Raw genomic sequence first — 15382 nt, 5'->3', positions numbered from 1 at the left:
GGAAAAGTGTCCGGGGCGCTGCCCCGGAGGAGGTGCCGCTCCCTGATGGTCACCCATCCGAACGCCAGTCGCGGCGGGCTCACTCTAGCAAGCGGGCCGGGTGGCGCGGGAGTCGCGCCAGTCGGGGGCGGGCACGCGCGATCGTGCGACGATCCCTCGGGCGGTTCCGGCGCGGGACCGGGAGGGAGGGCGTCGCCGTGGGTCCTCGACGCCGCTCCGAGCGCGTCGACGGCCGCAGCGACGAGGAGCTCGTCGCGCTGGTCCGGGAGGGCCGCACCGACGCCGTCTCCGAGCTCTGGCGCCGCCACTCCTCGGCCGGGCGCACCGTGGCCCGGGCGTGGGCGAGCAGCTCCGATCCCGACGACCTGGTCTCGGAGGCGTTCCTCCGCGTCCTGCGGGCGATCGAGCGCGGCGGCGGACCCGAGGGTGCCTTCCGCCCCTACTTCTTCACCGCCGTCCGCAACGCCGCGGGGTCCTGGGCCCGGCGGGACCGGCACGAGCGGCCGTTCGACGAGGCCGACCGCGCACTCCCCTCTGCCGGCCCCGATCCCGAGGCGCACGCCCTCGCCGCCCTCGAGCGCGACCTGGGCGCGCGCGCGTTCCGGGCGCTGCCGCCGCGCTGGCAGGAGGTGCTCTGGTACACGGAGGTGGAGGGCCTGTCCCCCGCCGCCGCCGCGCCGCTGATGGGCCTGCGGCCCAACGCGGTCGCAGCGCTCGGGGTGCGGGCGCGGGAGGGGCTGCGCTCCGCGTGGATCCGGGAGCACGTGGCGGACGCCTCGGCGACGGGCGAGTGCGAGTGGGTGCTCGAGCGGGCGGGGACGTACGCGCGAGGACGCGTCCCCGTCCGGGACAGGCACCGCATCGACCGGCACCTGGACGGGTGCCTCTCCTGCCGGGAGGCGCTGGCGGAGGCCGAGAGCACTGCGCGCCGCCTCGCGTCGGTGCTGCTGCCGCTCTCGGCCGGCGTGAGCGGTGCGGCCGCCTGGGCGGCGGGCGGGGGCTCCGGCGCGGCCTCCGCTGCGCTGCCGAGCGCGGTCCGGGCGTCGAGCGCGGTCCGCGCATCGGCGGTCCGAGCGTCGAGAGCGGGCAGCGGAACAGGAGTGGTCGTCGCCGCGTCCGCTGCGGCGGCACTCGCGATCGCGGGAGTCGTCGGGGCGGCGGTTCTGCTGTCCGGGAACGGGGGCGGCGCGCTCGTGGCGGCGGAGGACGCCTCCGCGCGGGTGGACGAGCGCGCAACGGCCGAGGCGGTTGCGCCGGCGTCGAGCGGAGGAGCGACGGCGAGCGCCGACCGACCGGAGACGGACCCGGAGGACAAGGAGGCCGCGGACCGCGCGAGTGCAGGAGCGGACGGCGATCCGGCGGGGCGGTCCAGCGGCTCCGGCGCCGCTCCGAGGAGCACGGTGCAGACCGTGGCCGGAGGGGATGCGTCGGACGATGCCGGAGCGACGCGCGCAACCCACGGGAGGACGGGACGTCCGCCGCAGCGGGAGCCGTCCTCCGATCCCGTCGGCGCACCGGCGTCGAGAGGGATCGAGGCGACCGCCTCCCCGACTCCTGCCGCCGAGCCCGCCCCGTCCCGCCCCGCCGTGACCGGCAGCGCGGCACCGGCGCCCAAGCCCGCCGTCCCCGAGGCTCCGGCCCCCTCCGGGCCGCCGGGGGCCACGACCGGGGGCTCCGCGCCGGGCCCGATCGGCAGCGGCCCGGCCCTGCCCTCCGTCCCGGTCCCGACCCCCGCACCGAGCACTCCGGTCCCGGTTCCTGTTCCGACCGTGACTCCCCCACCGGACACTCCGGCTCCGGCAGCGACGCACGTACCGAGCACTCCGGCGCCGGTCCCGACAGAGGCGCCGAGCACCTCCGCTCCGGTCTCGACTCCCGCACCGGTCACGACCCCTACTCCGGCCGCACCTCCCGCTCCGGCCGCACCGACCCTCGCGCTCGACACCGACGGCCGGCTGCTGCCCGATGCCCGGGGCACCGCCGCGCCAGGCGCCGAGGTGCTCCTCGAGGACGCCTCCGACGGACGCCGCGTGGGCTCCGCCACCGCCGACGCCGACGGCTCCTGGACCGCGCCGGCGCTCCCCCTCCCCGCGGGCACGACCACGGTGCTGGCGCGCACCGCTGCAGGAGTCAGCGCCCCCGAGACGGTCGACCTGCGCGCTCCGGTGCTCCTCGCCCGGGCCGCGTCGAGCGGGGGCGCGGTCGGCGTGCTCGTGCTCGCCGATCCCGACGCGGACGGCCTCGACCTCCTGGTCGACGGCGGGCAGGTGCGGTCCCTCGCTCCCGGAGCCCCCGTCCTCGCCGCGACCCTGGAGGTCGGTCCTGGGAGGCACACGATCGGCGTCCGCTACTCCTCCCCGGACGGGCGGACGGGACCCGTCGCCGTCGTGTCCGTCGACGCGGGCTGAGGCGCGCGGACCGCCCCGTGCCCCACCGTTATCCTGGGCGGATGCAGCCCGAACCCGCCGCGTCCGCGACTCCCCGGCCCGCCTCCGCGAGCACCCGTCCGACGGGCAGCGACGCCGCGTGGTCCGGCGCCCGACCCGCGGGAAACCACTGGACCCTGACCTTCGCCTGCCCCGACCAGCCGGGCATCGTGCACGCCGTGTCCGGTGCCGTCGTCCAGGCCCGCGGCAACATCACCGAGAGCCAGCAGTTCTCGAGCGCCGACACCGGCCGCTTCTTCATGCGCCTGCAGGTGGAGTCGCCGATCAGCCGCGAGGAGTTCGCCGCCGCCCTGCTGCCGATCACCGAGCACTACGGGATGACCTGGCGCCTCGACGTCGTCGGCCGGCCGCTGCGCACCCTCGTCCTCGCCTCCACCGCCGGGCACTGCGTCAACGACCTGCTCTTCCGCCAGCGCGCTGGGCAGCTCGCGGTGGACATCCCGATGATCCTGTCCAACCACGGCAGCCTTCGCGACCTCGCCGAGTTCTACGGCGTGCCCTTCGAGTCGCGACCCGTGGTCTCGCCGGAGTCGAAGCGCGGGTTCGAGGAGCGCGTGCTGGAGGTCGTCGAGGAGCACGACGTCGAGCTCGTGGTCCTGGCGCGCTACATGCAGATCCTCTCCCCCGAGCTCTGCGCGCGACTGGCCGGCCGCGCCATCAACATCCACCACTCGTTCCTGCCGGGCTTCAAGGGCGCGAACCCCTACAAGCAGGCGCACGCCCGCGGCGTCAAGCTGATCGGGGCGACCGCGCACTTCGTCACCAGCGACCTCGACGAGGGGCCGATCATCGAGCAGAACGTGGTGCGCGTGGACCACTCGCACTCGGTCGCTCAGCTCGTGGCGATCGGGCAGGACGAGGAGAGCCGCACGCTCACGCAGGCGGTCAAGTGGTTCGCGGAGGACCGGGTGCTCCTCGACGGGGCCCGCACCATCATCTTCCGCTGACCTCCGGCGGCTAGCATGGTCGGCGTGAATCGAGCAGGAGCGGACACCGCGGGCACCGACATCAGGATCGGCCCGAACGCGATCCTCCGGTTCCTCCTGGAGCTCGTCGCGTTGGCGACCTTCGCCCTCTGGGGCTTCGCGTCGTGGGACCTCCCGTGGAACATCGTCCTCGGCATCGGCGCTCCGGTGGTCGCCGCGCTGGTCTGGGCGCTCTTCCTCTCGCCGCGCGCGGTCCTCGCGATCGACGTCTACGGCCGCTCGCTGATCGAGCTGCTCGTGATGGGCGCCGCCGCGCTGGCGTGGCTGGACCTCGGCCAGCCGGTCGTCGCGATCGTCTTCGGCGTCCTCGCCGTCGTCTCCGGCGTCATCGCGGGACGCCGCTCCCTCTGATCCTGACGGCGGCCGCTCAGGCCGAGGGGGCGCTCGCTCGGAGCCGTCCACCGCTGTCCCCGAGGGTGCACCGCGGTCGCCGTGCGATCACCGCCGCCTCGGACCGGAACCGTACGCGGCGTCCCGACTCGCAGCGGCAGGTCGCCATCGCGCTCTCCCGTCGATGCACCTCCGGGGGTGCGCCACCGCAGCGGGATCCCGGGCCGATCGCACTGCCGGGGCCCCAGTCGGAGATGCTCCGCCCCGCCTGATCGTCGATCTCTCCCCGACCCGCTCCCGCCTCCGCTCTCGAGCCGTTCCCCCACGCAGCCGGGCCGGTCCTGCTCCTGGCCCGCACCACGAGCCGCCCCGTCTCCGCCTCCCCCTCCCAGGAACGGCGAACGGCCGCCCCCGCCGCTCCGGGAGGAGCAGGGGGACGGCCGTTCGCGGCGGTCGCGGAGGACTACTCCGCGGCGCCCGCCTCACGCTGCGCCAGGGCGCGGCGTCGGAGGCCGGTGATCACAGCACCTGCACCGAGGAGGGCGAGGGCGGCGGCTCCGAGGAGACCGCCGTCGAAGCCCGTCGACGGGAGGCCGCCTGCGCCGTGGCCGGGCGCGCCCGGTCCGGCGGTCGGCGTGGAGGTGGGCTCCCCCGGTCCGGCGGTGGGGCCGGCCGTCGGCGTCGCGGTCGGCTCCGGGGTGCCTGTGGGCTCAGGAGTCGCGGTCGGCGTCGGGGTGGGGGTGACCGCCTCGGTGACGTCGACGCTCACGAGCGTCGCGAGTCCCGAATCGGTGTAGGCGACACGGCCGAGGTAGCGGGCCGGGCCCGCCAGGTTCGACCAGGAGACCGCGTACGCGATCGGCTCGCCCTGCACGGCGTCGACCACGGCGGGGTCGGTGCTCAGCGAGCCGAGACCGTTCTCCGGAGTGATGACGAAGCTGCGGAAGTCGAACGTGACGGTCGAGGATCCCGGAGCGGTCGAGTAGACATCGGCCTGGACCGTGTACTCGCCCGGAGCGGGGTCGGCGATGTCGACGCGCTCGTCGGCCGAGCCGGTCGCCGAGGTGAAGACCTTGTCGGTGCTCTCGCTGGTGACCGTGAGGTCGAGGTCGGCCGCGTCGTCGAGCGAGTCGAGATCGAAGCGGGCGAACTCGGCGCCCTCCGGCACCACGACGGTGGTCGTCAGCGACTTCCCCGTGGGGAGCGTCGCCGAGTGGCCGTCGGCGGCGGTGGCGTCCTCGGCGAGGACACCCTCGGCGAGACCGCTCGCGGTGAGCGGCAGCGCGCCGGTGATGCCGGGCGTGACCGTCACCGTGCCGGTGCCGGTCGAGCCGGTGCCGGAGACCTCGTAGGGCGCGTCCAGCAGGACGGGGCGCACCGCGATCGGGCTGCGGACATCGTGCTCCGCGCTCGCCCAGGTCAGGTAGCCGGTGGCGAACTGGTTGAGCGCCGCCGAGCCGGTGGTGAAGGAGACCGTGTACTCCGCCGTCTGGCCCGCACCCGTGAAGGAGAGGGTCGAGGGCGAGACGACGGTGTCGATCCCGGCGAGGCCGTCGACCGAGGCGGTGTAGGTGCCCGCGCCGGTCGAGGTGACCGTGCGGGTCACGGTCTGCGTGCCCGCGAGGGCGCCGATCGCGATCGAGGCCTGGTTGAGGTCGGACGGGTCGATCGCGGCGATCGGGTCGATCACCGGGTTCGAGGTGAAGACGTAGCCCGCACCCTTGAGGAACGCGATCCAGTCCTCCGTGCCGCTCTGGTAGAGCAGTCCGGGATCGAGGAACGCGGCAGGGTCGACGTGTCCGGCGCCCTGGGCGAAGACGTCCTCGGACGCGGCGCCCGACTGGTCGACGCTGTCGTAGGCGGAGGTCATCATGGCCGACTTCACCGCGGACGGCGAGGCCTTCGGGGTCGCGCCGAGGATCAGCGCGCCGAGGCCCGCCACGTGCGGCGACGACATCGAGGTGCCGGACTCGAACGCGAAGGCGGGGTCGTCGCCCTCGGCGTTGAAGCTGTCGGCGAGGATCGCGACGCCGGGCGCCGTGAGGTCGGGCTTCAGCACGTCGGCGCCGTCCGCCTCAGCGGGTCCGCGCGACGAGAAGCCGGCGACCTGCGGGACGGGGATGGAGGCTCCGGACGAGTTGCCCTCGGAGAGGGTCACGGTCGCACCGGCGGTGCCGGCGTAGGTCGTGATCGCCTGGTAGGCCTGCGAGTCGATCTGGATGCTCGGGACCGAGTGGTCGTCGACGTGCAGGGCGTTCGGGGTCGGGTTGAGCAGCAGCATGCCGATGCCGCCGGCCCGCTCGACCTCGGCCGACTTGGAGACGCGCGCGGTGACGCCCGCGGTGCAGGCGACGATCGTGCCCTTCACCTTGTCGGGGTCGAGGGTGCCGGTCTCGCAGATGGCGGGGTTCTCGGCGCCCGAGCGGACGACGTCGGCGCTGTTCACCAGCGGTCCGGTGACGTCCTCGTGGACCGAGATGGATCCTCCGACGAACTTCTGGCCGTCGCCGAGAGCGGCGGTCGCGGTGTAGGTCGGGATGGAGGACGCGGCGACCGTGGTGTACCAGGGCGACGCGTGGTCGAGTGTGGAGGCGCCCGCACCCGAGTTGCCGGCCGAGGCCGCGACGAAGACGCCGGCGGCGGCGGCGTTGAGGAACGCCTCGTCGATCGCGGTCAGGGTCGAGGTGGCCGAGCCGCCGCCGATCGAGAAGTTGATGACGTCGACGCCGTCCTTGGTCGCGGCGTCGATGGCCGCGAGGATGCCCGCTCCGGAGCAGAAGTCGTCGTCGTCGGTGCCCTCGTCGGGTCCGTTCCAGCAGACCTTGTACGCGGCGACCTTGGCGGCCGGGGCGACTCCGGAGATCTTCCCGTAGTCGTAGCCGTCGACGCTCGCCTCGACGCCGTTGTTGCCGGCTGCCGTGCTCGCGGTGTGCGAGCCGTGTCCGTCGGCGTCGCGCGGGGAGCGGTACTCGGGGTTGTCCGTCGAGCCGACCTCCTCGTCCGCGAGGAACCAGCGTGCGCCGATGAGCTTCTGGTTGCACTCGTCGCCGTCCCACTGCTCGGAGGCGGGGAGCCCCGGCGAGCAGGAGCCGACGAAGGTGCCGCCGTCCGACTTCACGAAGGAGGTGGTGGTGCCGTCCGTGTAGGGGGCCGCTCCGGGCGAGGTCGCCAGGGGCGCGCCCGCGAAGGAGGGGTTCTCGGGCGCGATGCCGGAGTCGATGACGCCGACGACGACGCCCTCGCCCGCCTTGTCGATGCCGCCCAGCTTCTGCCAGACGCCGTTCTCGCCCTCGAGGCCGAGGAAGTCGGTGGAGCGCTGCTGTCCGGTGTCGGGCACCGGGGTGCCGGCGGCGGCCGCGGCGAGCGGCGAGGCCTGCGCGGCGCGGTCGACCTTCAGGTTCTCGACCTTGCGGACCTGGGCGACGTCGCGGCGGCTCGCGAGCTCGCCCGCCTGCTCGCCCGAGAGGGTCGCGGAGAAGCCGTTGAGGGCGACGGTGTAGTGGTAGCCGATGGCGGCGTCGACCGCGGAGGCGACGTCCTCCTGGCGCTGCTCGAGGTGGGCGGAGTAGTCCTCCACCGGAGCCGAGGCGGCCTGCAGCTGCGCACCGTCGACGGGCGCGGTGCGGGCGAAGCGGGCATCGCTGCCCTGGTAGGTGGCCGCGGAGGGCTCGACGAGGGTGACGACGTAGTCGCCGTCGTCGAAGCTCTGGCCGACGGAGAGCCCGCCGACGAGCGAGGCGCTGCCGGCGAGAGGGGCGGCACTGGCGCCGGTGGTGGCGAAGGCCGCGGTCGCGGCGACTCCGAGGACGGCGAGGCCCGCGAGGATGCGCCTCTCAGCGCGGCGGACGGGTGGTCGGTGGGACAGGTGGATCGGCAATCGATGTCCTTACTCACATTCGCTGGGAACCGGATCGGTTTCCACACAGAAACGACCCTACGAACTCGATTGCTCAGCTTTGTTACGAACAGGTAACGAAGTTGACACCGAAAGGGGCCGATCCGTTGGCACTCCCCCTCCGCGAGTGCTAATTTATTCGCGTTGAGCCGGGTCGGCTCAACTCTTGGAACTCTTCGTTGCACGACTGAATGGAGTGATCTCATGGCTGTCACCTACGACCCCGTCCGCGAGCTGGACCGCCTCGCCACCGCCCTCCTCGGCTCCGGTCAGGGGCCCCGCCGGATGCCGATCGACCTGTACCGGGACGGCGACCACTACGTCCTCACCGCCGACCTCCCCGGCATCGACCCCGGGTCCGTCGACGTCGACGTGGACGGGCAGCTCCTCACCATCCGCGCCCAGCGCACCGTCGCGAGCGGCGACGACGTCACCTGGATCACTCGGGAGCGCCAGTCGGCGACCTTCGTCCGCCAGCTGAGCCTCGGCCAGGGCGTCGACACCGAGCGCATCGCCGCGTCCTACGACAACGGCGTGCTCTCGGTGACCATCCCGGTCAGCGAGAAGGCGCGCCCCCGCCGCATCGAGGTCGTCTCGACCGCCCGCCCCGAGCAGATGCGGATCGGCGAGGCGGCCGCCGAGTAGGACGACGAGCGAGGGCCCGTCCGCGATCGTGCGGGCGGGCCCTCCGCCTGTCCGCACGCCCTAGGCTGGCCGGATGCGCGCCTCCTCCTCCGACACCGCCGTCGGCGTCCTGCTCCCCCGCGATCTCCCCGCCTCCGAGGTGCTCGGCTACGCCCGCCGCGCCGAGGAGCTCGGCTTCGACGAGCTCTGGGTGGTCGAGGACCTCGGCTTCCGCGGCGGCATCGCCCAGGCCGGCGCGGTGCTCGCCGCCACCGAGCGGATCGTCGTCGGCATCGGCATCCTGCCCGCCGCCGTGCGCACGGCGGCCTTCACCGCGATGGAGCTCGGCACTCTCGCCGAACTGTTCCCCGGCCGCGTCCACGCCGGCATCGGGCACGGGATGCCGCACTGGATGCGCGGCCTCGGCGTCTGGCCGCGCAGCCCGCTCACCCTGCTCGAGGAGCAGTTCGACGCGATCCGCTCGCTGCTCTCCGGCGAGCGCACCGACCGCTCCGGCCGCTACGTGCACGTGAACGGCCTCGTCCTGGAGTCGCCGCCCGCCGTCGTGCCGCCGCTGCTGGCCGGCGTCCGCGGACCGAAGTCGCTGGCGCTCGCGGGCCGGATCGCCGACGGGGTCGTCCTGGCCGAGCCCGTGACTCCGGAGTACCTCGCGGCGGCCCGCGGCCACCTGGGCGGCACCGGACGGATCGTCGCCTACAACGTGGCCGCCGTGGACGACGATGCGGCCGCCGCGCGCGACGCGGTCCGGCCGGAACTCGAATGGATCGGCGAGCCGGACTGGGCGCCGCACATCGAGCCGCTCCCCTTCGCCGAGGACTTCGCCCGCCTGCGGGCCGAGAGCGCCGACCGCGCCGCCTTCGTCCGCGACCTGCCCGACGCCTGGGTCGACCAGCTGGCCGTCGTGGGCACTCCCGAGGACGCTCGTCGCCGCATCGGCCTGCTGCACGAGGCCGGTGCGTCGAGCGTCGTGCTAATGCCGTCGGGGCCCGATCCGCTCCACGCGATGGAGGAGCTCGCCCGGGCGCTCTGAGGCGCTCGGCCCGGGCGCGTCCCACCGGGCCCGGAGACGCGTCCGGCCCGCAGGATCCGAGGATCGTGCGGGCCGGACGCGTCTGCTGAAGCCGGTGATCAGGCCGACATGCGGGCCTTCAGGTTCTCGTCGAGGGTCGCGAGGAACTCCTCGGTCGTCTGCCAGCCCTGCTCGGGGCCGACGAGCAGGGCGAGGTCCTTCGTCATCTTCCCGGACTCGACCGTCTTGATGACCACGTCCTCCAGGGTGAGCGAGAAGTCGATGAGCTCCTGGTTGCCGTCGAGCTTGCCGCGGTGCGCGAGACCGCGCGTCCAGGCGTAGATCGAGGCGATCGGGTTCGTCGAGGTGGGCTTGCCGGCCTGGTGCTGGCGGTAGTGGCGCGTGACGGTGCCGTGCGCCGCCTCCGCCTCGACGACGCTGCCGTCGGGCGTGGAGAGCACGGAGGTCATCAGGCCCAGCGAGCCGAAGCCCTGCGCGACGGTGTCGGACTGGACGTCGCCGTCGTAGTTCTTGCAGGCCCAGACGTAGCCGCCCTCCCACTTCATGGCCGAGGCGACCATGTCGTCGATGAGGCGGTGCTCGTAGGTGAGGCCCGCGGCGTCGAAGCGCTCCTTGAACTCGGTCTCGAAGATCTCCTCGAAGATGTCCTTGAAGCGGCCGTCGTAGGCCTTGAGGATCGTGTTCTTGGTGGAGAGGTAGACCGGGTAGTTGCGCGAGAGGCCGTAGTTGAGCGACGAGCGGGCGAAGTCGCGGATCGACGCGTCCTGGTTGTACTGGACCTGCGCGATGCCGTCGTCCGGGGCCTTGTAGACCTCGAACCTCATCGGCTCGGAGCCGTCCTCGGGCGTGAACTCGACGGTCAGCGTGCCCTTGCCCTTGAAGACGAAGTCGGTGGCGCGGTACTGGTCGCCGAACGCGTGGCGGCCGATGATGATCGGCTTGTTCCAGCCGGGGACCAGGCGCGGGATGTTCGAGATGATGATCGGCTCGCGGAAGATCACGCCGCCGAGGATGTTGCGGATCGTGCCGTTGGGCGACTTCCACATCTTCTTGAGGCCGAACTCCTCGACGCGGGCCTCGTCGGGGGTGATGGTCGCGCACTTCACGCCGACGCCGTGCTTCTGGATGGCGTGCGCCGCGTCGATCGTGACCTGGTCGTCCGTCTCGTCGCGGTACTCGATGCCGAGGTCGTAGTACTCGAGGTTCACGTCGAGGTACGGGTGGATGAGGGTGTCCTTGATCTTCTGCCAGATGATGCGCGTCATCTCGTCGCCGTCGAGCTCGACGACCGTTCCCTCAACCTTGATCTTGGACATTGCTCTCCCATGGTGTCGATGACCCCGCACCTGTGCGGGACGGGCGGCTCTGCACCGCTCCGGATGGCCTCCGCCAGCCTACCCGAGGCCCGAACTGTCTCGATGTCGAGACAGTTCTCGATCGTCCGCGCCGGGGCCGGCGCACGTCGCCCGACAGGAGGATGCCCGCCGTCCTGCGCCGCCGGTACAGTGACGGCATGAGTGACCTCCGCCTGGAAGAGCTGTCCGCCTCGAACATCTCCGCCGTGAACGGTCTGAGCCTCAAACCCGGCCAGGAGCAGTTCATCGCGCCGGTCTCCTACTCCGCCGCCGCCGCGGTGATCGACCCGGGCGCCTCGTGGCAGCGGGCCGTGATGGACGGCGACGAGCTGGTCGGCTTCATCCACGCGCACTTCGACCCGGAGGCGGCGGAGGAGTTCCGCAGCTGCATCTGGCGCATCAACATCGACGCGGCGAAGCAGGGCCGCGGCGTGGGCACCTTCGCCGTCCGCGCCACCGCCGACGAGGCGCGCGCCCGCGGCTTCGACACCCTCACGGTGATCTGGGAGTCCGGCGAGGACGGCCCGGAGCAGTTCTTCCGCTGGATCGGCTTCGAGGTCGTCGGCGAGACACAGTACGGCGAGAACATCGGGGCGCTGACGCTCTGAGCGCGGCGCCGGAGGCAGCGGAGCCGGCCGACTTCGTCTCCGCCGTCCTCGAGGTGGTCGCCTCGATCCCGCCCGGCCGCGTGATGGCCTACGGCGAGATCGCCGCGGTCCTCGGCACGCGTGCGGCACGCGCGGTCGGCACGGTGATGGCCCGCTACGGCTCCGACACCGCCTGGTGGCGCGTCGTCCGCGCGGGAGGAGCGCCCCCGGTCGGCCACGAGGAGCGCGCCCGCCGGGAGTACGAGCGCGAGGGCACGCCCCTCGTCGTCACGCCGGGCGGCTGGCGCGTCGACGTGCGCAGCGCCCGCTGGCGCCCCTGAGCCGGGAGCGGCTCCGGGACGTGAGTCGCGAGCAGCAGCCGATCAGACGAGCGAGTCCCGCCAGGCCGCGTGCAGGGTGGCGAAGCGGCCCTCGCCGGCGATGAGCGCCTCCGGGGTGCCGTCCTCGACGATGCGGCCGTGCTCCATCACCAGCACCCGGTCGGCGATCGCGACCGTCGAGAGGCGGTGCGCGATGATGACCGCCGTGCGGTCCGCCAATAGCGTCTGCAGGCCCTGCTGCACCAGGCGCTCGCTCGGGATGTCGAGGGAGGAGGTCGCCTCGTCCAGGATCAGCACCGCCGGGTCGGCCAGGAACGCGCGGGCGAACGAGATCAGCTGGCGCTGACCGGCCGAGACGCGGCCGCCGCGCTTGTTCACGTCGGTGTCGTAGCCGTCCGGCAGCGCCTGGATGAACTCGTGCGCGCCGACCGCCTGCGCGGCCCGGACGATCTCGTCGTAGGACGCGGTCGGCCGCCCGATCGCGATGTTGTCGGCGACGGATCCGGAGAAGAGGTACGCCTCCTGGGTGACCATCACGATCGCGCGCCGCAGGTCCTTCGGGTGCAGCTGCCGCAGGTCCACGCCGTCGAGGGTCACCACGCCGTCGCTCGGGTCGTAGAAGCGCGAGATCAGCTTGGCGAGCGTCGTCTTCCCGGCGCCCGTGGACCCGACGAGGGCGATGGTCTGCCCGGCGGGGATGTCGAGGTCGAAGCGCGGCAGCACCTCGCGGTCGGCGGTGTAGGCGAAGCGGACGCCCTCGAAGCCGAGGCGGCCCCGCGCCTGCCGCAGGTCGACCGGGCGGGCCGGATCCGGGACGCTCGGCTCCTCGGCCAGCACGCCCGAGATCTTCTCGAGCGCGGCGGCCGCCGACTGGTAGGAGTTGTAGAACATCGCCATCTCCTGCACCGGGTCGAAGAAGCGCCGTGTGTAGAGCAGGACCGCCAGCAGCGCGCCGATCTCGAGCCCGCCGTCGAGCACGCGGACGCCGCCGATGAACAGCACCACGGCGACGGTGACGTTGCCGATCAGCACGAGCCCGGGGTCGAAGGTGCCGAACACTCCGAAGACGCGCTTGTAGGCGAGCCGGTACTGCTCGACGACCCCGCCGAACACGGACTCGTTGCGCTTCTGCGTGCGGAAGGTCTGCACGGCGCGGATGCCGGTCATCGACTCCACGAACTGCACGATCAGCCGCGACGAGGCGACGCGGGTGCCGCGGAACAGCGCCTGCGACCGCTTCTGGAACCAGCGGGTGAGCAGCGCGAGCGGCACCAGGGCGCAGGCGAGCACGATGCCGCTCACGCCGTCCAGGGAGACGAGGGCGATCGCGACGAAGCCCATGTAGAGCGCACCCTGCACCAGCTGGTTGATGCCGGAGTCGAGCAGCTCGCGGATGGAGTCGAGGTCGCTGGTCTGGCGCGAGATGATCCGGCCGGAGGTGTAGTTCTCGTGGAACTCCAGGCTCAGCTTCTGGGTGTGCAGGAAGATCCGCTTGCGCAGGTCGATCAGGATCGCCTGGCTCACCCGCGCGGAGAGCACGGTGTACCAGGCGACCAGGAGCGCGCCGACGAGTCCGGTGAGGATGTAGGCGCCGACCGTGACCGCCAGCGGGACCGCGTTCCCCGCGAGGACCGCGGGCAGGCCGTTGTCGATGCCCGCCGCGATCAGCGCCGGTCCCGCGACCTGGGCAGCGGTCGCGACGACGACCACGACCGCGGTGAGCACCAGCCGCAGCCGGAGCGGCCGCAGCAGGGAGCCGAGCAGCCGCAGCGAGCGTCGGCGCAGAGCCGCCGACTCCGCTCTGCTGAGGTCGTCGCGCTCCTCGGAGGAACCGAGCGTGCTCATGATCGCGTCTCCTGGTGGGTCGTCGTGGGGCGGGAGCCGATGCGCTCGGTCCCGGCGGGCCGGGTCAGCTCGTCCTCCTCGAGGCTCGAGATGACGAAGCGGTAGTGCGGACTGCTCGCGAGCAGCTCGCTGTGGGTGCCGACCGCGGTGATGCGGCCCTCCTCCATCAGTGCCACGCGATCGGCGAGCGCCACCGTCGAGGGGCGGTGGGCGACGATGATCGCCGTGGTGTCGCCGAGCACGCGGCGCAGCCCCGCCTCGACGCGCGCCTCCGTGTCGACGTCGAGCGCCGAGAGCGGGTCGTCGAGGACGAGCACCGCCGGACGCGCGGCCACCGCGCGGGCGAGGGCCAGGCGCTGGCGCTGGCCGCCGGAGAGGCTCATCCCCTCCTCGCCCACCTTCGTGTCCAGGCCCTCGGGGAGGCGGTGGACGAAGTCGGCCTGCGCGATCTCGAGGGCCTCGAGCAGCTCCTCCTCGGTCGCGTCGGGTCGGCCGAGGAGGACGTTCTCGCGCACGCTGGTGGAGAAGAGCGTCGCGTCCTCGAACGCCATGCCGATGTGCGTGCGCAGCTCGTCGCGGCGGAGCCGGCGGATGTCGACGCCGTCGAGCTCGATGGCTCCGCCGGTCACGTCGTAGAGGCGCGGGAGCAGCGCGGTGAGCGTCGTCTTCCCGGAGCCGGTGATGCCGACCAGCGCCATCGTCTCGCCCGGCTCGACCTCGAGGTCCACGCCGTCGAGGAGGTCGCGATAGCGTTCGGGAGCGTCCTGGTAGCGGAAGTGGACGTCGCGGAAGCGCACCCGGCCGCGCGGCTCGAGGATCGTCTCGGGGTCCTCCGGGTCGGTGATGGTGTTCCGGCTGTCCATCACCTCGAAGTAGCGGTCGACCGCCGTGCGGGTGTCGAAGGTCATCGAGAGGAGGAAGCCGATCGACTCCACCGGCCAGCGCAGCACGGTCGCGGTGGCGAAGAAGGCGAACAGCTCGCCGACGCTCAGCTGGCCGGCCGCGGCGAGCCAGACCCCGCCGAGCAGGCAGAGCGCGAACGCGATGTCCGGCACCAGCAGGAGGACGAGCCAGATCCCGGCGATGGCACGGGCTTTGTCGATCTCGGTGCCGCGGAGCTTCTCGGCCTGGCCGGCGAAGTTCTCCAGCGCGTGCTGATGGCGGCCGAAGGCCTTCAGGACGCGGATGCCGTGCACCGACTGCTCGACGGTCGTGGCGAGGTCGCCCGCCTGGTCCTGGCTGCGGCGCGCGATGCTCGAGTAGCGCTTCTCGAACGCGAACCCGTAGATCCAGACCGGGATCGAGCACACGACGAAGAGCACGCCGAGGATCGGGTTCCAGTAGACGAGGACGCCGAAGCCGACGACGATCGTCAGCGCGTTGACCACGAGCAGGACGAAGCCGAAGGCGATCCAGCGGCGGATGAGGCTGAGGTCGCTCATCGCCCGCGACAGGAGCTGCCCGCTCTGCCAGCGGTCGTGGAACGAGACGGGGAGGTCCTGCAGGCGGCTGTAGAGCGCCGAGCGCATGCGCGCCTCGATCCGCGTGCTGGGGGTGAGGACCATCCGGCGGCGCAGCGCGATGGCACCGGCCTCGACGACGCCGAGCACGAGGATGACGGCGACCGGGCCGATCAGCGGCCCGAGGTCGCCGGAGCCGGCGGAGGCCGCTCCGTCCCCCAGCGGCCCGTCGACGAGCTGCTGCAGGACGATCGGGATGACCAGCGACACCAGGCTCGCCACGAGCGCGACCGCGATGCCGCCGACCAGCCGGGGCAGGGAGTCGCCGACGAAGGGGACGAGGCGCAGCAGGGTCTGCAGCGTGCTCGGGCGCTTCTGCGCGGGGGCGCCGGGAGACGGGAGGGCGGGAGCGGACACGGCGGAGGGCTTTCGCGACGAGGGCGGGGCCTCCCCTGCCGGGT

Annotated in this window: 11 protein-coding genes; 7 read left to right on the top strand and 4 right to left on the bottom strand. The window is 72.9% G+C overall.

Translation table 11 applies throughout. From position 1 onward, the window contains the following. Window positions 1-197: 197 nt before the first annotated feature. Genes C5D50_RS08420 through C5D50_RS08410 form a run of 3 tightly spaced genes read left to right on the top strand, consistent with a single transcriptional unit; the run spans window position 198 to window position 3784 of the window. Window positions 198-2408 carry a sigma-70 family RNA polymerase sigma factor gene (locus C5D50_RS08420; protein ID WP_146087927.1) on the top strand — a complete coding sequence of 737 codons (2211 nt, stop codon included), beginning with the start codon at window positions 198-200 and terminating at the stop codon, window positions 2406-2408. A 41-nt stretch (window positions 2409-2449) separates the two neighbouring features. After that, window positions 2450-3394, top strand: a complete 945-nt coding sequence (purU, locus tag C5D50_RS08415) for a formyltetrahydrofolate deformylase (protein WP_104283261.1) — start codon at window positions 2450-2452, stop codon at window positions 3392-3394. 24 nt (window positions 3395-3418) lie between these two features. Further along, entirely contained in the window at window positions 3419-3784 is a 366-nt protein-coding gene (locus C5D50_RS08410) for a YrdB family protein (RefSeq protein WP_244230596.1), read from the top strand. A gap of 442 nt (window positions 3785-4226) precedes the next feature. Here the strand turns inward: C5D50_RS08410 and C5D50_RS08405 are convergent, their stop codons facing one another. Next, the gene (locus C5D50_RS08405; RefSeq protein ID WP_104283260.1) at window positions 4227-7640 is read right to left on the bottom strand and encodes a S8 family serine peptidase; all 3414 of its coding nucleotides are present in this window, start codon (window positions 7638-7640) and stop codon (window positions 4227-4229) included. Window positions 7641-7862: 222 nt separating this feature from the next. Here C5D50_RS08405 and C5D50_RS08400 point away from each other — a divergent pair, with 222 nt between their 5' ends. After that, window positions 7863-8303, top strand: coding sequence for an Hsp20/alpha crystallin family protein (locus C5D50_RS08400; RefSeq protein WP_104283259.1), 441 nt, complete (start codon window positions 7863-7865; stop codon window positions 8301-8303). 73 nt (window positions 8304-8376) lie between these two features. Beyond that, window positions 8377-9333, top strand: a complete 957-nt coding sequence (locus C5D50_RS08395) for an LLM class flavin-dependent oxidoreductase (protein ID WP_104283258.1) — start codon at window positions 8377-8379, stop codon at window positions 9331-9333. A 98-nt stretch (window positions 9334-9431) separates the two neighbouring features. Here the strand turns inward: C5D50_RS08395 and C5D50_RS08390 are convergent, their stop codons facing one another. Next, window positions 9432-10649 carry an NADP-dependent isocitrate dehydrogenase gene (locus C5D50_RS08390; protein WP_104224939.1) on the bottom strand — a complete coding sequence of 406 codons (1218 nt, stop codon included), beginning with the start codon at window positions 10647-10649 and terminating at the stop codon, window positions 9432-9434. Between the two features lie 197 nt (window positions 10650-10846). Here C5D50_RS08390 and C5D50_RS08385 point away from each other — a divergent pair, with 197 nt between their 5' ends. After that, a complete protein-coding gene (locus tag C5D50_RS08385) occupies window positions 10847-11296 on the top strand; it encodes a GNAT family N-acetyltransferase (RefSeq protein ID WP_104224946.1) in 450 nt (149 codons plus the stop codon). Continuing rightward, a complete protein-coding gene (locus tag C5D50_RS08380) occupies window positions 11293-11616 on the top strand; it encodes an MGMT family protein (protein WP_104238475.1) in 324 nt (107 codons plus the stop codon). The genes C5D50_RS08385 and C5D50_RS08380 overlap by 4 nt, the downstream gene beginning before the upstream one ends. A gap of 42 nt (window positions 11617-11658) precedes the next feature. On the opposite strand, the gene C5D50_RS08375 is transcribed toward C5D50_RS08380, so the two are convergent. Together C5D50_RS08375 and C5D50_RS08370 are read right to left on the bottom strand one after the other, a co-directional pair. Next, a complete protein-coding gene (locus C5D50_RS08375) occupies window positions 11659-13461 on the bottom strand; it encodes an ABC transporter ATP-binding protein (RefSeq protein WP_104283257.1) in 1803 nt (600 codons plus the stop codon). After that, entirely contained in the window at window positions 13458-15338 is a 1881-nt protein-coding gene (locus C5D50_RS08370) for an ABC transporter ATP-binding protein (protein WP_104227288.1), read from the bottom strand. The genes C5D50_RS08375 and C5D50_RS08370 overlap by 4 nt, the downstream gene beginning before the upstream one ends. Window positions 15339-15382 lie beyond the last annotated feature (44 nt).

The organism is Rathayibacter sp. RFBD1 (assembly GCF_002932915.1).
Lineage (GTDB): Bacteria > Actinomycetota > Actinomycetes > Actinomycetales > Microbacteriaceae > Rathayibacter.
The sequence above is the reverse complement of the archived record's forward strand: the minus strand, read 5'-3'. Positions and strand labels throughout refer to the sequence as shown.